This window comes from Monashia sp. HAY1-2A (genome assembly GCF_056755315.1).
In genome coordinates this window covers 1-17,512 of record NZ_JBNDHY010000097.1, presented here as the reverse complement: position 1 = coordinate 17,512, position 17,512 = coordinate 1, and the positions used below count along the sequence as shown (strand labels likewise).

The 17,512-nt window shown below is 74.9% G+C and carries 17 protein-coding genes; 13 read left to right on the top strand and 4 right to left on the bottom strand.

What is annotated here, in order from left to right:
* The 4 genes from ACPYOM_RS14635 to ACPYOM_RS14620 all read left to right on the top strand — a co-directional run.
* Nucleotides 1-640 (top strand): ArsR/SmtB family transcription factor (locus tag ACPYOM_RS14635; RefSeq protein ID WP_481346517.1); only part of this gene is annotated, 640 nt, incomplete at its 5' end.
* A gap of 91 nt (nucleotides 641-731) precedes the next feature.
* Nucleotides 732-1,763 (top strand): peptidoglycan-binding protein, encoded by a 1,032-nt coding sequence (locus ACPYOM_RS14630; protein ID WP_481346516.1) that lies wholly within the window; start codon nucleotides 732-734, stop codon nucleotides 1,761-1,763.
* Between the two features lie 158 nt (nucleotides 1,764-1,921).
* On the top strand, nucleotides 1,922-2,602 hold the full coding sequence (locus ACPYOM_RS14625; protein ID WP_481346515.1) for a cobalamin B12-binding domain-containing protein: 681 nt from the start codon (nucleotides 1,922-1,924) through the stop codon (nucleotides 2,600-2,602).
* A gap of 41 nt (nucleotides 2,603-2,643) precedes the next feature.
* Nucleotides 2,644-2,874 (top strand): hypothetical protein, encoded by a 231-nt coding sequence (locus ACPYOM_RS14620; protein ID WP_481343846.1) that lies wholly within the window; start codon nucleotides 2,644-2,646, stop codon nucleotides 2,872-2,874.
* Nucleotides 2,875-2,877: 3 nt separating this feature from the next.
* Here ACPYOM_RS14620 and ACPYOM_RS14615 read toward each other — a convergent pair whose 3' ends face one another.
* A complete protein-coding gene (locus tag ACPYOM_RS14615; protein ID WP_481343845.1) occupies nucleotides 2,878-4,068 on the bottom strand; it encodes a RimK family alpha-L-glutamate ligase in 1,191 nt (396 codons plus the stop codon).
* Here ACPYOM_RS14615 and ACPYOM_RS14610 point away from each other — a divergent pair.
* The 8 genes from ACPYOM_RS14610 to ACPYOM_RS14575 are packed head-to-tail and all read left to right on the top strand — an operon-like array spanning nucleotide 4,067 to nucleotide 13,824.
* Complete coding sequence (locus ACPYOM_RS14610) at nucleotides 4,067-4,570, top strand: ATP-dependent zinc protease family protein (RefSeq protein ID WP_481343844.1); 504 nt, start codon at nucleotides 4,067-4,069, stop codon at nucleotides 4,568-4,570. The genes ACPYOM_RS14615 and ACPYOM_RS14610 overlap by 2 nt on opposite strands.
* Nucleotides 4,570-5,640 (top strand): succinylglutamate desuccinylase/aspartoacylase family protein, encoded by a 1,071-nt coding sequence (locus ACPYOM_RS14605; protein ID WP_481346514.1) that lies wholly within the window; start codon nucleotides 4,570-4,572, stop codon nucleotides 5,638-5,640. The genes ACPYOM_RS14610 and ACPYOM_RS14605 overlap by 1 nt, the downstream gene beginning before the upstream one ends.
* Nucleotides 5,641-5,650: 10 nt before the next feature.
* Nucleotides 5,651-6,196: a glycine cleavage system transcriptional repressor gene (locus ACPYOM_RS14600; protein WP_481346513.1), complete on the top strand. Its 546-nt coding sequence runs from the start codon at nucleotides 5,651-5,653 to the stop codon at nucleotides 6,194-6,196.
* A 37-nt stretch (nucleotides 6,197-6,233) separates the two neighbouring features.
* On the top strand, nucleotides 6,234-7,631 hold the full coding sequence (locus tag ACPYOM_RS14595) for an SWIM zinc finger family protein (RefSeq protein WP_481346512.1): 1,398 nt from the start codon (nucleotides 6,234-6,236) through the stop codon (nucleotides 7,629-7,631).
* Nucleotides 7,628-9,178, top strand: a complete 1,551-nt coding sequence (locus ACPYOM_RS14590; RefSeq protein ID WP_481346511.1) for a DUF5691 domain-containing protein — start codon at nucleotides 7,628-7,630, stop codon at nucleotides 9,176-9,178. The genes ACPYOM_RS14595 and ACPYOM_RS14590 overlap by 4 nt, the downstream gene beginning before the upstream one ends.
* Entirely contained in the window at nucleotides 9,175-10,305 is a 1,131-nt protein-coding gene (locus ACPYOM_RS14585) for an ATP-binding protein (protein WP_481346510.1), read from the top strand. Before ACPYOM_RS14590 ends, ACPYOM_RS14585 begins: the two co-directional genes overlap by 4 nt.
* Before the next feature lie 10 nt (nucleotides 10,306-10,315).
* Nucleotides 10,316-12,604 (top strand): DUF5682 family protein, encoded by a 2,289-nt coding sequence (locus ACPYOM_RS14580; RefSeq protein WP_481346509.1) that lies wholly within the window; start codon nucleotides 10,316-10,318, stop codon nucleotides 12,602-12,604.
* Complete coding sequence (locus tag ACPYOM_RS14575) at nucleotides 12,601-13,824, top strand: VWA domain-containing protein (RefSeq protein WP_481346508.1); 1,224 nt, start codon at nucleotides 12,601-12,603, stop codon at nucleotides 13,822-13,824. The genes ACPYOM_RS14580 and ACPYOM_RS14575 overlap by 4 nt, the downstream gene beginning before the upstream one ends.
* A 27-nt stretch (nucleotides 13,825-13,851) precedes the next feature.
* Here ACPYOM_RS14575 and ACPYOM_RS14570 read toward each other — a convergent pair whose 3' ends face one another.
* Nucleotides 13,852-14,271 carry a RidA family protein gene (locus tag ACPYOM_RS14570; RefSeq protein WP_481346507.1) on the bottom strand — a complete coding sequence of 140 codons (420 nt, stop codon included), beginning with the start codon at nucleotides 14,269-14,271 and terminating at the stop codon, nucleotides 13,852-13,854.
* A gap of 304 nt (nucleotides 14,272-14,575) precedes the next feature.
* Here ACPYOM_RS14570 and ACPYOM_RS14565 point away from each other — a divergent pair, with 304 nt between their 5' ends.
* Nucleotides 14,576-15,967: an HNH endonuclease signature motif containing protein gene (locus ACPYOM_RS14565; RefSeq protein ID WP_481346506.1), complete on the top strand. Its 1,392-nt coding sequence runs from the start codon at nucleotides 14,576-14,578 to the stop codon at nucleotides 15,965-15,967.
* A 101-nt stretch (nucleotides 15,968-16,068) separates the two neighbouring features.
* Here ACPYOM_RS14565 and ACPYOM_RS14560 read toward each other — a convergent pair whose 3' ends face one another.
* Together ACPYOM_RS14560 and ACPYOM_RS14555 are read right to left on the bottom strand one after the other, a co-directional pair.
* The gene (locus ACPYOM_RS14560) at nucleotides 16,069-16,296 is read right to left on the bottom strand and encodes a hypothetical protein (protein ID WP_481346505.1); all 228 of its coding nucleotides are present in this window, start codon (nucleotides 16,294-16,296) and stop codon (nucleotides 16,069-16,071) included.
* 37 nt (nucleotides 16,297-16,333) lie between these two features.
* A partial coding sequence (locus ACPYOM_RS14555) for a bZIP transcription factor (protein ID WP_481346504.1) occupies nucleotides 16,334-17,512 on the bottom strand: 1,179 nt, incomplete at its 5' end.

Sequence of the window (17,512 nt, the reverse complement as noted above, 5' to 3'; positions counted from 1 at the left end):
TCCGTCGTCGGCAGCGTCAGATGTGTATAAGAGACAGCTGCTCGACTGGGTGTGGACCCACGTCCTGGCCACCGACTGGGGCCGCCGCGAGCGCATCCTGCGCGCCGACGTCGTGTCCCGGACCGCACGCCTCGCCACCCAGGGCTGGGCGGCCGTCGTGCGTGACCTGGGCCGCGACCGCGAGTGGGTCGGCGCCGGCCACCTGCGCATCAACAACTACGACCTGCCCTCGCGCGTCCTGCCCGACGACGCCGACCTCTTCTTCGTCCCGGTCAGCCACCGCGCCCGATGGGTCGGCTGGCTGCTCCCCCGCCGCTACGCCGTCTACTACCCCGTGGCCGGCGCGCTCGCACGGGTCGACGCAGAGGCCTCCGACGGCCTCGAGCGCCTCGTCGGCCGGTCCCGGGCAGCTCTGCTGGTCGCACTCGAGTCCCCTTGCAGCACAACGGGCCTCGCGGCCACCACCGGGCTCGCGATCGGGTCGGTCGGCGACCACCTCAAGGTGCTGCTCGCGGCGGGCGTCGTGCTGCGACGCCGCTCGGGACGTGAGGTGCTCTACTGGCGCACCGCCCTCGGCGACGCCCTCGTCGCGTCCGGTGCCGGCGGCGGCCTCCAGCCGGCTGCGAGGAGGCCCGGGTAGTCCTCCCCATGTACCGCGCGGCGGGACCGACCCTACGGTCGCCTCGGGCAGGAGCACCTGCCCTCCCACCACACGGAACCCAGGGGTAGTCATGTGTGAGCTCCACGAAGACCTCGGCGACACCGGCGCGGCGGCGCCCGCCTCCCTCACGGGCGGACTCGGCCGGCGCACGCTCATCCGCGGCGCGGGTGGTCTCCTGCTCGGGGGCGGCCTCGTGGCCGCCACGGCGACGGCCGCGAGCGCCGCGACCTCGCAGAACGGTTGGCCGGCCGGGTCGTCCTCGCAGATCCCGATCGTCGGCCTCACGGTCGGCGGGGTCACCTTCCCCGCGGGCGTCCGGAGCGGCCACGTACACACGATCCTCGCCTACGTCGCCGGCCGCTTCGACCGCGAGGTCGAGGCCCTCGTCAGGGGCTGGTGCTGGGGGCACAGCTACCGGCGGATCTCCGGCAGCACCTCGCTGTCGAACCACTCGAGCGGCACGGCCATCGACTGCAACGCCCCGCGCCACCCGCTCGGCAGGTCCGGGACGTTCTCGGCCGCACAGCGGTCGAGGATCCACGCCATCGTGGCCTCGTGCAACGGCGTCGTCCGGTGGGGCGGCGACTACTCCGGCCGCAAGGACGAGATGCACTTCGAGATCGACGTGCGACCCGGCGACCCCCGAATCGCCCAGCTCGCCAAGAAGATCGGCGGTGGCGCCAGCACCCCGGCCCCGGCCCCGGTCACGTGGACGACGGTCCGGCGCGGCGCCACCGGCTTCCGCACGACGGCCGTCCAGCACCTGCTCCGCCAGCGCGGGTACTCCCTCACCGTCGACGGTGTCTTCGGCGCGGGCACCGAGAGCAGGGTCAGGGCCTTCCAGGCCTCGCGCCGGCTCGCGACAGACGGCGTCGTCGGGCCGAAGACGTGGGCCGCGCTCGTCGTCACGGTCCAGCGCGGGTCGAGGGGCCAGGCGGTCGTCGCCGCCCAGAGGCTGCTGACGCACCGCGGCTACACCCTGACCGCCGACGGTGTCTTCGGCTCGATGACCGCGACGAAGGCGCAGGCCTTCCAGTCGACGCACGGCCTCACCGCGGACGGCGTCGTGGGCCCGCGCACGTGGGCCAGGCTGACCGCCTGAGACCGCGCCCGCGGCGTCGTCCGCGTCGAGTGGTGACCGCGACGACACGATTCGGTCACGGTGGACATCGCGGTCGGCGCAGCATGTCTGGCCCTGCCGCGGGTGGGTACGTAGGTCCGACGGCCCGCACCACCACCCCCGGAAGGGGACATCGAACCATGCCCGCAGACCGCACGCCGCCCGCAACCCGGGTGGAGCAGCTGGAACAGACCCTCGAGGCGTTCGACGAGGCGGGGGGCCACCGCATCCTCGCCGACGTCTTCGCCGAGCTCGACGTCGATGACGCCGTGAGGGAGGTGCTGCTGCCGTACCTGCGGTCCGTCGGGAAGCGGTGGGAGACGGGCCGCATCGGTGTCGCGCAGGAGCACTTCGCGAGCAACGTGGTGCGCTCGCGCCTGTCCCTGCTCCTGCAGGACGCGGCCGAGAAGGTCACCGCGCCGCGACCTCTCGCCGTGCTCGCCTGCCTGCCCGGTGAGCACCACGAGCTCGGCCTCATGGCGGCCGCGCTCAGCCTCACGCGGCTCGGCTGGCAGGTCTGCTACCTCGGAGCCAACACGCCGACGGCCGAGCTGGCGCTCGCCTGCCGCAGGCTTCAGCCCGACGCCGTGATGCTGTCCGCGCTGCGACCGACGGCGTACGCGGCGCAGGCCGCCGCGCTGCGCCGGCTGGCCGAGTCGATGCCGGTGTACGTCGGTGCCGCGGGAGCGTCCGCGGAGGCGGCGACCCTGTGCCACGCCACCCACCTGCCCGGCGACCCGGTCTGGGCCGCACGGGTCGTCGACGAGCAGCGCGGATCCGCAGCCCGCGCCGTCGACGGCGCGGAACCCACTGCCGTGTAGGGCTTTCCCCGTCGGGTCGGACCGGGCTAGGCTCGCCGCCCATGAGCCCGGACGAGACGCTCGCAGATGCCCTGAGCCGCGATGCGGACGACCCGGCCGACGACGCCTACGCGGGGGATGCCGTCGACGACGCCGACCGGCAGGCGCCCGCGCCCCTGGGCCCCGTCATCGACCGACGCGACCCGCGGGTGGCCCTGGCGGTCGCCGGTATCGCCGCGGCCGCGGTCCTCGTCGGCGGCCTCGTCGCGCTCGTCATCGGCTTGGCCCGCTGACGCTCAGGAGATGAGGATCGGCTCCTTCGGGAGGCGGCGCACCTTGGTGCGGCGACGCCGCCGCTCGGGGATCATCGAGCGCATCTCCTCGAGGCGGCCGAAGCACAGGAGGCGGTCCTCGGCCTGCAGCTCGGTGCGGCGCCGGGGGTTGGGGATGACCGTCGTGCCGCGGTGCAGCGTCAGCACCTGGATGTCGCGCTCGTCCAGACCGGACTCGCTGATCGTCTTGCCGACGAGGTCGGCGCCGGTGTGCACGACGAGCTCGGCGACCCCGTAGCCCGTCGACACGGTGAGGCGCTGGCGCACGTCGATCTCGGGGAAGGCGACCTGGTTGGCGATGTGGTCGATGATGGCACCGGCGACGTCGAGCTTCGTGGCGCGCTCGATGCCCTCGAGGCCCGGCGAGGAGTTGACCTCCATGACGAGCGGGCCCTCGTTGCCCTCCAGCATGTCGACACCGGCGACGCGCAGGCCCATGATCTGCGCCGAACGCACCGCCGTCTCCTCGAACTCCCTTGACAGCTCGACGGGTTCGACCTCACCGCCGCGGTGGACGTTGGAGCGGAACTCGTCGCCGTGCGCCCGCCGACGCATCGCGGCCACGACGCGGTCGCCGACGACGAGGGCACGGATGTCGCGCCCCTTCGACTCCGTGACGAAGCTCTGGATGAGCACGTTCTGCTTCGTGCTGTGCAGCGTCTCGATGATCGCCTCGGCGATCTTGATCTCGGGCGCGAGGATGACGCCGATGCCCTGCGTGCCCTCGAGGAGCTTGATGACGACCGGGGCGCCGCCGACGCGCTCGATGGCCGGGCGCACGTCGGCACGGTTGCGCACGAAGGTCGTCGCCGGCATGCCGATGTTGTGCCGCGAGAGGATCTGCGTCGCCCGCAGCTTGTCCCGGGCGTTGCTGATGCCGTTGGCCGTGTTGGGCGTGTAGACGTCCATCTGCTCGAACTGGCGCACCACGGCGGTGCCGAAGTACGTGATCGAGTTGCCGATGCGCGGCAGGACCGCGTCGTAGTCGGACAGCGGCCGGCCGCGGAAGACGAGGTCCGGTTCGCGTCCGGACAGGTCGATGGCGAACCTCAGCGTGTTGAGCACCCGGGCCTCGTGGCCACGGGACAGGGCAGCCGTCTTGAGGCGCTGCGTCGAGTAGGCGCGCGGGGCGCGGGAGAGGATCGCGAGTTTCATGGGGGATGCCTGCAAGGATGGTCGGGTGTCCGGGCCGCCACATTCAAGCATCCTCGCCGGGTGGCGGGAATGGGTGAGCCTGCCCGCCTGCGACGTCGAGTGGGTCAAGGCCAAGCTCGACACAGGTGCCCGGTCCTCTTCGATGCACGCGTTCGACGTGTCGGAGTTCGAGCGCGACGGCACCGACTGGGTGCGGTTCTCGATCCACCCGTGGCAGCGGTCCGAGGCCGACCCCGCCGTCGTCGAGCGCCCGGTCCACGACCGGCGCTCGGTCCGCTCGTCGTCGGGGCACGCCGAGCACCGGCCGATCGTCCTGCTCGACCTCGTCCTCGTCGGGCGGACCGTGACGGCCGAGGTGTCGCTGACCGACCGCGACGAGATGGGCTTCCGGATGCTCGTGGGCCGCGAGGCGCTGCGCCAGGGGTTCCTCGTCGACTCCGGGCGCTCGTACCTCGGAGGGCGACCCCCGCTCGCGGTCCGGCGCAGGAACCGGGGCCGCTGATGCCGCGTCCGTCGTTCGCCATCGGCGCGGTCCGCGTCCGAGCGGGGTCGACGCGCGAGGTGGGCCTGCCGATCACCCGTCTCGTCACCGGGGCAGAGGTGAGCCTGCCGGTGCGCGTCGTCCACGGGCGCCAGGACGGCCCGACGGTGTGGCTGACCGCGGCCATCCACGGCGACGAGGTGGTCGGCGTCGAGGTCGTGCGGCGCGTCCTCGCCTCGCTGCCACCGCGCACCCTGAGCGGCACCGTCATCGCGGTCCCGATCGTCAACGTGCTCGGCTTCCAGACCGGCGACCGGTACCTGCCGGACCGCCGCGACCTCAACCGCGCCTTCCCCGGCTCGGCGCGCGGCTCCCTCGCCGGCCGCCTGGCGCACCTGCTCATGACCGAGGTGGTGGCCAAGGGCGACGTCGGCATCGACCTGCACACCGGCGCCGACCGGCGCAGCAACCTGCCCCAGGTGCGGGCCGACCTCGACGACCCGCGGACGCGCGAGCTCGCCTCGGCCTTCGGCGCACCGGTGGTCTACCACGCGCGGCTGCGCGACGGCTCGCTGCGGGCCGCGGCCAGGGAGCAGGGCGCGACGGTGCTCCTCTACGAGGGGGGCGAGGCGTGGCGTTTCGACGAGTGGGCCATCGAGTCCGGTGTCGTCGGCGTGCGCCGGGTGCTGGCCCGACTCGGCATGGTGGACCCGCTCGACGAGCCCCCACCCGCGCGGAGCCTGGTGTGCCGGTCGAGCGGCTGGGTCCGCGCGCCGGGCAGCGGCATCCTCCAGCTCGAGGCCACGCTCGGGCAGCGCGTGCAGCCCGGTGACCGGCTCGGCGGCCTGTCCGACTCCTTCGGCCGACGCGTCCGGCTGGTGCGCGCCGACCGGCCCGGCATCGTCATCGGCCGCACCCACGCGCCGCTGCTCAACCGCGGTGACGCCATCGTCCACATCGGCGAGGTCGAGGAGGACCACCCGACGCCGGACATGGCCATCGAGCTGCCGCCAGACCCGACCGGCATCCCCTTGCTGCCCGAGGCGCCCGACCTCGCTGCCGGGGCACCCGACGGCGTGCCGCGTGACTAGGCTGCCGGTCATGGCCCGCCTCGTGCTCACCGTCATCGGCGACGACCGTGCCGGACTCGTCTCGGCCCTGGCCGACGTCGTCTCCGCGCACGACGGCAACTGGGAGCAGAGCCAGATGACCGAGCTGGCAGGCAAGTTCGCCGGGATCGTCGTCGTCGCCGTCCCGGACGCCCGTCGCGACGAGCTCGGCACCGCGCTGCGAGCGCTCGACGGTTTCCTCGAGGTCGCCGCCCACCCGGGGGCGGCGGACACGGCGGCCGATACGTCCACCGGCGCCGGCGCGGGGGCCGCTCCGACACGGCGCCTCACGCTGGACCTCCTCGGCAACGACCGTCCCGGCATCGTCCGCGAGGTGTCGTCGGTGCTGAGCCGGCACCACCTGTCGATCGAGACGATCACGACCGGGACCCGCGAGGCGCCGATGGCGGGCGGCCTGCTCTTCGAGGCCCATGTCGTCGTCGACGTGCCGGCCGCGACGGACCTTGCCGACCTACGTGCGGACCTCGAGCGCCTCGCCACCGAGCTGCTCGTCGACCTCGACCTGCACGAGGACTGACCCGGCTGTCCGCGTTGTCGGTCATGATGTGCGCGTCATGACCCGATGGACTCCGGCACAGGTGGCCGGGCTCGCTCCCGACGACGCGTCGCTGGTGGCGGCCCGCAGACTGGCACGCCCCGGCCCGTGGAGCGACACCGGTTCGACCGAGACGCTCGTGTGGGGCAAGTGCCAGGGGTCGGGCAGGACGCCGTACCAGGTGAGCGTCGACCTCGCCGGGCCGGCCTTCCGCTGCTCGTGCCCGAGCCGCAAGCACCCGTGCAAGCACGGGCTCGCGCTGCTGCTGCTCTGGGTCGACGGGTCGGGGTCGGTCGCCGACGTCGAGGAGGCGGCCGGCTTCGCCCGCGAGTGGGCGGCCGAGCGGGCCGCCCGCGGCGCAGCCCGCGACGCCGCGACCGAGGCCCGGTCCGGGCGGACCCCGGACCCCGACGCCCAGGCCAGGCGGCTCGAGGACCGGCTCGCGCTGATGACGGCGGGCATGGACGACTTCGCCCGGTGGCTGGGTGACCTCGTCCGCGGTGGGACGGCCACGGCCCGCCGCCAGCCGCAGGCGTGGTGGGAGACGACCGCCGCGCGGCTCGTCGACGCCCAGCTGCCCGGCGTCGCGGACGACGTCCGCTCCGTCGGCAGCGAGGTCGCCTGGCGCGCGGACTGGTCCGAACGGCTCCTCGTCGCCCTCGGCCGCTGGTGGACCGCGACCCGCACGTGGAGCCGTCGCGACAGCCTCGACCCCGACGAGCTCGGCGACCTCAGGGCCTACCTCGGCTGGTCCGTCCCCACCGACACGGTCCGCGCGGGTGACGCCCTGCACGACCGCTGGACCGTGCTCGGCGCGCACCGCACCGACGACGGCCGCCTCCAGCAGCAGCGGACGTGGCTGCGCGGCGAGGCGGCGGGCCACACCGTCGTCGTCCTCGACTTCGCGGCCGGCACGCAGGTGCTGCCCGTGGCCCGCCTGGCCGGCTCGGTCCTCGACGCCACGGTCGCGCGGTACCCGGGGCGCGGCGTCCGGAGGGCGCTGTTCGTCGACGACCCGGCGCCGGTCGCCACCGACGGACCGCTGCCGGGCACCGTCGACGTCGAGGGCGCGTACGCCTGGGCCGCCCGGGTCTGGGCCGCCAACCCGTGGACGCGACCCGTGCCGGTCGCCCTCGCCGCCGTGCGCGTCGGGGTCGACCCGCCGCGGTCACCCGTCTCGGCGCCGGCACCGGCCTCGACACCGGCCTCGACACCGGCGTCGGGCCCCGCGTCGGCCCTGCTCACGGCCCGCGCCGTCGACGCGGGTGGCCGCGGCATCGACCTGACCGCCGACGCCGCGGTGTGGGCGCTGCTCGCGCGCACCGGCGGGCACCCGGCCGACGTGTTCGGCGAGCTCGAGCACGGGCGGTTCCGGCCCCTCACCCTGGTGCAGCGGGGCGAGGTGGTGGCGCTGTGAGCGAACGCACCGGAGCGACAGGCGGGTTCGACGCCTGGTGGCGCGAGGTCGGCAACGCGGCCCTCGTCGGCACCGCCCGTCGCGCCGTCCCACCCCTCGACGTCCTCGGCATCCGGCGCCTCGACGCACCCACCGAGGCGTCGACCGGCACGTCGACGACGCTCCCGCGCGAGGCCGCGCTCCTCGACGCCGCAGCGCTCGGCGCGGCGGCCCTCGCGTCGGGACGCGTGTCCCGCCCGGCCGAGACGCCGCCCACCTCTCCGCCGGACGTGCGCCCCGAGGCCTCGCGCCTGGCCGTGCAGCTGCTCGAGCTCGTCCTGACGCAGCCGCCCGCCGGTGTGCAGCAGCGACCAGCCCTGCTGACGCACTGGCTCCGCGCGTGCGACACCGGTGGCCGACGCGTCCCGCACGCGCTGCTGCCGACCCTCCTCGACCTCGCCACCGCACAACGCTCGCTGCGTCGCGTCGCCGCCCGGGTCGTCGACGAGCGCGGCCTCTGGCTGGCTGCGCAGCACTCCGACTGGGGCTGGGTGCTCGACGCCGCGGCCGGGGCGGACGTGTCGGCCGAACCCGAGCTCGACCCGGACGACTGGGCGCGGCTGCCCTCGACCGAGCGTCTGTCGCTCGTGGCGTCGCTGCGCGCGCGCGACCCGGACGCGGCCCGCGCGCTCGTCGGGTCGACGTGGGCCACCGATGCCGCGCGGGACCGGCGGGCTCACCTCGAGGCGTTCCGCGTCGGCCTGGGCCCGGCCGACGAGCCGCTCCTCGAGCGCGCGCTCGACGACCGGTCCGCCGGCGTCCGTGAGGTCGCCGCCGACCTGCTCGACGGGCTGCCGGGTTCGGCGCGAGCCCGACGGATGGCCGACCGGCTCCGTCCGCTCGTGCGCACGACGGGGCTGCTGCGTCGCGGCCTCGAGGTCACCCTGCCCGACGAGCCGGACGCAGCCGGTCGGCGCGACGGGCTCGGCAAGCCGCCGCCGCGCCGGTCCGCCCGCGGGTGGTGGCTCGAGCGGATCGTCGCCGGTGCGCCGCTCGGGGTGTGGGCCGATGCCACCGGTGCCGACGCCGTCACGACGGTCACCCGCCTGGCCGACGCGCAGGCGACCGACGCCCTCGAGGGGATACGCCGCGCGGTGCGGTCCCGCCGGGACCCCGACTGGGCGGCCGCGCTCCTGCAGCGGGGCTGGGACCCGAGCATCGTGCCCGCGCTGCCACGCGACCTGCGGGAGCGCGCCGTGCTCGCCCGCGTCGACGAGGTGATCGCCCGACCGTCCCACGCCGCCACCGTGGTCGCGGCGCTCGAGGCCCCGTGGTCGCCCGGCTTCAGCGTCGCGCTGACCTCCCGGCTGCGTGCCTCGACCTCCGGCCCGGCGGTCGTCGCCCTGTCGATGCCCTACCTCGTGACCGGCCTGCATCCCGCGGCGCTGGAGGCCCTCGAGCAGTGGCTCCGGTCGCTCGGTGACGGCGACCGTGCCCTCGCCACCCACCTGCGCAACCTCCTCCAGCTCCACTCCGTCAAGCGATCGATCAGCGAGGCGTTCCGATGACCGACACCACCGAGCCGACCACCGAGCCGACCACCGAGTCGGCCCCGACCCCCGAGGTGCTCCGAGCCCACGCGGAGGCCGCCTACGCGTCCGAGCTCGCGGCCCTCGCCGCGGTCGACGACCGGCCGCGGCCGCCGAGCTGGCGGCTGTCGCCGTGGGCCGTGACGACGTACCTGCTCGGCGGCACGCTCGCGGACGGCACCGAGATCACGCCGAAGTACCTCGGGTCACGGCGGCTCATGGAGGTCGCGGTCGCCTCGCTCGCCACCGACCGGGCGCTGCTGCTGCTCGGCGTCCCCGGCACCGCCAAGACCTGGGTCGGCGAGCACCTGGCGGCGGCGGTCAGCGGGGCCTCGACGCTCGTCGTGCAGGGCACGGCGGGGACCCCGGAGGAGTCGCTCCGGTACGGCTGGAACTACGCGCGCCTCCTGGCCGAGGGCCCGACGCGTGCTGCGCTCGTTCCGAGCCCGGTGATGCGCGCCATGGAGACCGGCGCCCTCGTGCGCATCGAGGAGCTGACCCGCATCCCGGCCGACGTGCAGGACTCCCTCATCACCATCCTGTCCGAGAAGACGCTGCCCGTGCCCGAGCTCGACTCCGAGGTGCAGGCCCGCCCCGGCTTCAACGTCATCGCGACCGCCAACAACCGCGACAAGGGCGTGAACGAGCTCTCCTCGGCGCTCAAACGACGCTTCAACACCGTCGTCCTGCCGCTGCCGGACACCCTCGAGCAGGAGGTGGAGATCGTCCGCACCCGCGTCGCGTCGCTCGGCCGCAGCCTGCAGCTGCCGGCCGAGCTCGAGTCGCTGGCCGAGATCGAGCGCGTCGTCCAGGTGTTCCGGGAGCTCCGGTCCGGCGTCACGGCCGACCAGCGCACCACCGTCAAGTCGCCGTCCGCGACGCTCTCGACGGCCGAGGCCATCTCGGTCATGACGAACGGGGTCGCCCTCGCGGCGCACTTCGGTGACGGCGTCGTGCGGGCCGACGACGTCGCGGCCGGGCTCGTCGGCGCGGTCGTCAAGGACCCGGTCCAGGACCGCATCGTCTGGCAGGAGTACCTCGAGACCGTCGTCAAGGACCGTCGCGAGTGGACCGACCTCTACCGCGCGTGCCGCGAGCTGGGCTGACGGGATCGACATGACCGTCGAGGTGCTCGGCATCCGCCACCACGGGCCCGGCTCGGCCCGGTCGGTGGCGCGCGCCCTCGACGAGCTCGACCCCGACTCCGTCGTCGTCGAGGGACCGCCCGAGCTCGACGCCCTGCTGCCCCTCGCCGCCGACCCCGGCCTGGTGCCACCGGTCGCCGGCCTCGTCTACGCCGTCGACAACCCGCGCCGGGCGGCGTTCTACCCGTTCGCGCTCTTCTCCCCGGAGTGGGTGGCGCTCCAGTGGGCGCTGGCGCGCGGCGTCCCCGTCCGGTTCGCCGACCTGCCCGCGGCGCACTTCCTGGCCCCGGGGGTGGGGGACGCCGCAGAGGCCACCGAGGGCGACCGCGACGCCGACGATGCCGGCGCCGACGACGGCGGCGCCTGGGAGGGGCCGGCCCAGGGCGTCGTGCGCGAACGCGTCGACCCGCTCTCGACGCTGGCCCGCGCCGCCGGGTACGACGACCCGGAGCGCTGGTGGGAGGACGCCGTCGAGCACCGCCGCACGTCCTCGCTCGAGCACTTCCGGTTCCTGCGCGAGGCGATGCGCGACGTCCGCGGCGGCACGACCGTCGGCGACGACGCGCGGCGGGAAGCCTTCATGCGCAAGGTGATCCGTGCGGAGGTCAAGGCCGGCCGCGAACGCGTCGCCGTCGTGTGCGGCGCCTTCCACGCCCCGGTGCTCGACCCCGACACGTTCCCCCCGGCGGGGCGCGACAACGCCCTCCTCGCGAAGCTGCCCAGGGTCAAGGTCGCCGCGACCTGGGCGCCGTGGACCGCCGCGCGCCTCGCGTACGCGAGCGGCTACGGCGCGGGCGTCCGCTCACCCGGCTGGTACCAGCACCTGTTCGTCACGCCCGAGGACGAGGTCGTGCCCTCGTGGTTCGTCCGCGTGGCGCGGGCGCTGCGCGAGGAGGACCTCGACACCTCGACGGCCGCCGTCGTGGAGGCCACCCGGCTGGCCGACGCGCTCGCCGCGGTGCGAGGCCGCCCGTCGGTGGGCCTCGCCGAGCTGACCGACTCGGCTCGCGCTGTGCTCACCGACGGGTCGGACCTGCCGCTGCGGCTCGTCGACCGGCGCATCGTCGTCGGCGAGCTGCTCGGTCGGGTGCCCGACTCGACCCCGATGGTGCCCCTCGCGTCCGACCTGGCCCGACAGCAGAGGTCCTTGCGGCTCAAGCCCTCCGCCTCGGCGACGACCGTGCAGCTGGACCTGCGGCGCGAGGCGCAGCTGGCTCGCTCGGTGCTCCTGCACCGGCTGCGGCTGCTCGGGGTCCCGTGGGGCGAGCAGGTCGACGCCGGCCGGTCCACGGGCACCTTCAAGGAGGCGTGGCAGCTGGAGTGGGACCCCGAGCTCGCCGTGTCGGTCGTCGAGGCGAGCCTCTGGGGCAACACGGTGCAGAGCGCCGCCGAGGCCAAGGTCGCCGACGAGGCCGGCAGTACCGACGACCTCGGCCGCCTCGGGGCCCTCGTCGAGCAGTGCCTCCTCGCCGAGCTGCCCGGCGCGCTGCGGGCCGTCGTCGCGGCTCTGGCCGACCGCACCGCCCGCCAGCACGACACCCGGGCCCTCCTCGACACCGTCGAGCCGCTGGCCCGCACGTGCCGCTACGGCGACGTGCGCGGCGTCGACGTCGGCGAGGTCGAGCACGTGCTGCGCACCGTCGTGGTCCGGGCCTCGGTCGGCCTGCGGTCGGCGTGCGCGTCGCTCGACGACGACGCGGCCGCCGCGATGCGCGCCGCGGTCGAGGCCGCCGACCGCGGCGTCGCGCTCCTCGACCTGCCGGACCTGCGCGAGCCGTGGCAGCGGGCCCTGGCCGCGGTCGCCGCCGACGAGAGCATCCACGGGGCCGTGGGCGGACGCGCCAACCGCCTCCTGCTCGACGCCGGACAGCTGGCGCGCGACGAGGCCGCCGGCCGGCTGAGCCGACGGCTGTCGACCGGCGCGAGCGCACCGGCGACCGCCGCCTGGGTCGACGGGTTCCTCACGGGGGAGGCGCTGCTCCTCGTCACCGACGACACGCTCCTCGCCCTCATCGACGACTGGCTCGCCGGCGTGCCCGACGCCGTCTTCGAGGACCTGCTGCCCCTCGTCCGACGGACGTTCTCGCGGTACGAGCAGGCCGAACGCCGGCTCATCGGCCGGCACCTGACCGCGCTCGGCACGGGCGGCCGCGCCGATGCGGAGGACGCCCCGGCATCCGTCGACCTCGAGCGTGCGGCGCCGGCCGTCGCCACCGTCGCCCGCCTGCTCGGGCTCGAGACCGTGGGGGGCCCGCGATGAGCGACGACGACCCGACGCCGGAGGCCGGCGCTCCGGCGACCGGCAGCGTCACCCCGACGCGTCGCGACCGGCTGACCCGCTGGCGTCTCGTCCTCGGTGGCGAGGAGGCCGACGGCATCGGCGACGCGGCGTCGCTCGACGCGGACGACGTCAAGCGCGACGAGGCGCTGCGCGAGCTGTACGACGGGCAGCGCAAGGGCGGGCTCGGCGCGTCCGCGCCCCGGGTGGCGCGGTGGCTCGGCGACATCCGGGGCTACTTCCCGTCCTCGGTCGTGCAGGTCATGCAGGCCGACGCGATGGACCGGCTCGGCCTGACCCAGCTGCTCCTCGAGCCGGAGCTCATGGAGGCCGTCCAGCCCGACGTCAACCTCGTCTCGACGCTCGTCGGCCTGGGTCGCGTCATCCCCGAGCGGTCCCGCGCCACCGCCCGGGGCGTCGTGCGCACCGTCACCGACCAGCTCGAGGAGCGGCTGAGGCAGCGGACCGTCGAGGCCGTCACCGGGGCGCTGAACCGCGCGGCCCGCACCCGCCGCCCGCGGCACTCCGACATCGACTGGAACCGCACCATCGCGGCCAACCTGCGGCACTACCAGCCCGACCTGCGGACCGTCGTGCCCGAGCGGCTCGTCGGGTACGCGCGCCGGGCCCACCGCGTCGAGCGCCAGGTCATCCTCTGCATCGACCAGTCCGGGTCGATGGCCGAGTCGGTCGTGTACGCGAGCGTCTTCGGGGCGGTGCTCGCCTCGCTGCGGTCGGTCGAGACGAGGCTCGTCGTCTTCGACACCCAGGTCGTCGACCTGACCGACGAGCTCGACGACCCCGTCGACGTCCTCTTCGGCGTGCAGCTCGGTGGCGGCACCGACATCAACCGGGCCCTGGCGTACTGCGAGTCGCTCATCGAGCAGCCCGCCGACACGATCCTCGTGCTCATCAGCGACCTCTACGAGGGCGGCATCGCCGAGGAGATGGTGCGGCGGGCGTCCTCGGTCGTCGCCTCCGGTGCGACGATGGTCGCCCTGCTCGCGCTCAGCGACTCGGGCAGCCCGAGCTACGACGCGGAGCACGCGGCCGCGCTGGCGGCCGTCGGCGTCCCGGCGTTCGCGTGCACCCCCGACCGCTTCCCCGACCTCATGGCGACCGCGATCGAGAAGCGCGACATCACGGCATGGGCCGCCGCCAACGACATCGTCACCACCCACGAGCCCGACCCGCCCGTCTGAGCCCGCCCACGGGCGTCGGACGCCGAGTCAGGCGCCGGGAAGGGCGGCCACGGCCTCGATCTCGACGAGCTGGTCGGCGTAGCCGAGCACGGTGACGCCGTGCAGGGTGCTCGGCACCTCGTGCTCGCCGAACGCGTCGTGGACGACCGTCCAGGCGGTGACGAGGTCCTCGCGCACAGTCGTCGCCACGAGGACACGCGTGTAGACGACGTCGACCAGACGGGCGCCGGACTCGGCGAGGGCTGTGACGAGGTTGTCGATGCACTGCCGTGCCTGGGCCGCGATGTCGCCGGGCGCCACCGTGGCCCCGTCGGCGTCGAGGGGACAGGCCCCTGCCGTGAAGACGAGGCGAGCGGGCCCGTTCGTCGTCGACGCGTACGCGTAGGGCGCGGTGTCGGTGAGCGCGGTCGACCGGACGAGCCGGACGACGCTGTCGGGTGCCGTCATGGCTCCGACGGTAGCGGCCTCGCGCGGACGAACCGGACCTGACGGCCGGGGCCTCGGCAGCCGTCCCGTCGTTCCGGACGACGACCATCACCGGCCCGCGGAGGCCCGGGCACGTTCGGCCCCACGACGCATCGGGTGATCGTGGTCGTCATCCGTGACGCCGTCCGTCGACGCCATCGCCACGAGAAGCTACTGAGGCAACGGGTGCTGGGACCGTCGTCAGGTCGACGGCGCCGCGTCGCGCGCGACCTCATCGCTGTGGAGAAGTCTGGGCCGCCGCTTCGAACACTTGGACGATTGGGGCATGGCGACGGCGGCGATCGAGGCGGGCTGGGAGCTCGTCGCGGCCCTCGCCGCCGACCTCCACGACGCGCACGGGCGCCTCGTCCGGCTCGTCGAGCACGCCCTGACCGAGGGGTCCTGGCAGGCCTCCAGCATCCGCTCGCCCGAGCACTGGCTCATGGTGCGGGCGGGCCTCTCGCGCGGCCAGGCGCGGGCGATCGTGCTGATCGCGCGCCGGGCCGGCGAGCTGCCACTGACCTCGGCTGCCCTGCACGACGGTCGGCTCTCGCTCGACCAGGCGGCCGTGGTGGCGCGGCACACCCCGCCCGAGTTCGACGCGACGGTTGCGGAGTTCGCCACGCACGCGACGGTCACCCCGCTGCACCGCACCGTCAGCCGCTACGACTTCACGCTCGAGCCGGAGACGTTCGACACCGAGGGCGAGATCCAGCCCTCCGAGCAGGCCGAGTCCCGTCGGGCACCGGTCGCGCCGCCGTCGCTGTCCATGGGCACCGATGAAGAGGGCCGGTTCCGGCTGCGCTACGACGCCCCACCGGAGATCGGGGCCCTCGTCGAGGCAGCGCTGCGCGAGGCCCGAGACCATCTCTTCCACACCGCCGGGTCGAGCGAGGACAGCACTCCGGCTCTCCTCGTCGACGAGGCCGCCGGTGGACACCCCGGCGTCACGTGGGCCGACGCGCTCACCCTCATGGCCGAGCGGTCACTGGAAGGTGGCGCGACGCCGGGGCGACGCTCGCGCTACCGCGTCCACGTCTTCCTCGACACCGACGGGGGTTGGCTCACCGGCACGCCGCGCCTGCCCCGAGGCGTCGTGGACGGGCTCACGTGCGACGGCAACCTGACACCGGTGTGGACGACCGAGGGCCGCCCCATCAACGTCGGGCGCAGTCAGCGGGTGGTGCCCCACCGCACCAAGGTCCTCGTGGACGACCGTGACCGCGGCTGCCGCTTTCCGGGCTGCGGCGCGACCGCCTTCGTCGAGGTCCACCACCTGGTCCACTGGCGCGACGGCGGTGCCACCGACCTGGCGAACCTCCTGTCGCTGTGCCCCTTCCACCACGACGCGCACCACCGCGGCGAGTTCACCGTCGTGGGCGACCCTGCTGCCCCCGAGGACCTGGAGTTCACGACGCGGCTCGGGCGCCCCATCGGCCCGATGCGCCGCACCTCCCATACCGGGAGCCGGGCCGAGCCGACCGGTTCAGGTGGTCAGGCTCGTCCGGTCCTCTCGACCGGGCCGTCGGTCCGACCCGGTGCGCGACCGGACTGCGGTGCACCGCCGGGCCGGCCACGTCCACGGCTCGGTCGCCGCTACGCCGCGCCCACGGGCGGCGTCCTGCACCTCGGCCTCGTCGACTTCACCCCGCCGCGCCGTCACCCTCTGCGTACCTAGGACCCACCGCCGCGCCCCGGTCGGCCACGCCGGTCACGCGGCGGTGACCTCGGATCCGGTGGCTCGGCCGTGGTGAGTCCGCCGCGGTCACTCGTCGGCGGTCATTCGTCGGCGGGGCTCTCCTCCTGCTGGGCCTCGAGCACCTCCGCGTCCGTGTCCTCCGGCGGCTGGCCGCCGGCCTCGCGATCCTCGTCGGGCACGGCTGACGTGGACTGCCCCTGGTCGGGATGCAGCGCGTCCAAGCCGTCTGGGCGGCCCTCCTCGGGGGCCGTCATCGTGGGCTCGGAGTCCTGGTCCTGCTCGGCGTCGTAGCCGGTGTCGTCGCTCATGTCGACCCCGTACCCGGTGACCGGCCGGCCGACGCGTCTATCCGCGTCGGGACGCGGCGGCCGCGGCCACCCACTGCGCGGCGAGCTCGGCGTCGAGCGGCGTGGCGCCCGGCACGGAACCGGCGGCCTCGTCGAAACGCGCCACGAGGTCCTCGACCGACGCGGCACCGACGGCCGCGAGCGAGTCGAAACCGGCCGCACGCAGCACGGTCACGTGCCTGCCCGTGGCGCCCGGCAGCGTCACGAGCTCGGCCTCGCTGACCCAGGTACGCAGCGTCGCCCGGTCGACGCCGAGGCGGCGCTGCAGCTCGGTCGCGACGCGGGCGCGCGAGCCGACGCTGACGAGGTCGCCGGCGCGGAAGAGCCCCGCGGCGGCGAGCGCCTTGCGGCCCGCCGCGTCGACGGACGGCAGAGTCTCGAGCGGCACCGACGGGCGCAGCAGTGACGCCGCCTCGGCGTTCTCGACGGGGATCGGCACGATGGTCATGGCGAGCCGCCCGACCGACGCGTCCTCCGGGGCCCCCGGCGTCGGGAAGCGGTAGCGCAGGTTGCCGAGCTCGTCGAGGTCGAGGCTCACCCTGGTGTCGAGCTGCACCTCGCGCAGCGCGAAGCGGGTGACGCCGTTGGAGGACTCGGAGAGCTGGCGCTGCAGCTGGTCGGTGGCGTTGGCGATCGCGGTGCCGAGCTCGTCGTAGTGGCGGCCCTCGCCCTGCAGGGACGCGACCTGCGCGCGCAGGGCGTCGTTCTCCTTCTGCAGCCGGGCGACCTCGGCGGCGAGGTCCTCGACGAGCTTGCGGTCGCTGTCGTCCTCGATGGAGTCGACCGGCCGGAAGATGCCGAGGACGCCGTCGTTGCGGATGACCGTGGTGCTCGGGCGCAGGACGGCACCGACGAGCACCGACCCGGACAGCGACCCGGACAGCGATCCGGAGGGCGATCCGGACAGCGGGCCGGTGGTCGCGGTGCCGACGTGGGTCGCCGTGCCGGGTCGCAGCGTGCCGTGGTCGGTCATGTCGGTCACGGGGATCGTCCTCCAGGGGTCGGAGCGTTCAGTGGGTGGGATCGGGGTCGGCCGGGAGAGCGCTGCGCGGCCGGGTGGCTGTCTCTTATACACATCTCCGAGCCCACGAGACGCGTAGTAATCTGGGGGGGGGGGGTTTTGTTGGGAGGGGGGGGGGGGGGGGGGGGGGGGGGGGGGGGGGGGGGGGGGGGGGGG

What these genes read in the sequence shown, in the direction of transcription:
- ACPYOM_RS14630 (WP_481346516.1), top strand. Translation starts at nt 732, where the DNA reads ATGTGTGAGCTCCACGAAGACCTCGGCGACACCGGCGCGGCGGCGCCC.
- ACPYOM_RS14625 (WP_481346515.1), top strand. Translation starts at nt 1,922, where the DNA reads ATGCCCGCAGACCGCACGCCGCCCGCAACCCGGGTGGAGCAGCTGGAA.
- ACPYOM_RS14620 (WP_481343846.1), top strand. Translation starts at nt 2,644, where the DNA reads ATGAGCCCGGACGAGACGCTCGCAGATGCCCTGAGCCGCGATGCGGAC.
- ACPYOM_RS14610 (WP_481343844.1), top strand. Translation starts at nt 4,067, where the DNA reads ATGGGGGATGCCTGCAAGGATGGTCGGGTGTCCGGGCCGCCACATTCA.
- ACPYOM_RS14615 (WP_481343845.1), bottom strand. Translation starts at nt 4,068, where the DNA reads ATGAAACTCGCGATCCTCTCCCGCGCCCCGCGCGCCTACTCGACGCAG.
- ACPYOM_RS14605 (WP_481346514.1), top strand. Translation starts at nt 4,570, where the DNA reads ATGCCGCGTCCGTCGTTCGCCATCGGCGCGGTCCGCGTCCGAGCGGGG.
- ACPYOM_RS14600 (WP_481346513.1), top strand. Translation starts at nt 5,651, where the DNA reads ATGGCCCGCCTCGTGCTCACCGTCATCGGCGACGACCGTGCCGGACTC.
- ACPYOM_RS14595 (WP_481346512.1), top strand. Translation starts at nt 6,234, where the DNA reads ATGACCCGATGGACTCCGGCACAGGTGGCCGGGCTCGCTCCCGACGAC.
- ACPYOM_RS14585 (WP_481346510.1), top strand. Translation starts at nt 9,175, where the DNA reads ATGACCGACACCACCGAGCCGACCACCGAGCCGACCACCGAGTCGGCC.
- ACPYOM_RS14580 (WP_481346509.1), top strand. Translation starts at nt 10,316, where the DNA reads ATGACCGTCGAGGTGCTCGGCATCCGCCACCACGGGCCCGGCTCGGCC.
- ACPYOM_RS14575 (WP_481346508.1), top strand. Translation starts at nt 12,601, where the DNA reads ATGAGCGACGACGACCCGACGCCGGAGGCCGGCGCTCCGGCGACCGGC.
- ACPYOM_RS14570 (WP_481346507.1), bottom strand. Translation starts at nt 14,271, where the DNA reads ATGACGGCACCCGACAGCGTCGTCCGGCTCGTCCGGTCGACCGCGCTC.
- ACPYOM_RS14565 (WP_481346506.1), top strand. Translation starts at nt 14,576, where the DNA reads ATGGCGACGGCGGCGATCGAGGCGGGCTGGGAGCTCGTCGCGGCCCTC.
- ACPYOM_RS14560 (WP_481346505.1), bottom strand. Translation starts at nt 16,296, where the DNA reads ATGAGCGACGACACCGGCTACGACGCCGAGCAGGACCAGGACTCCGAG.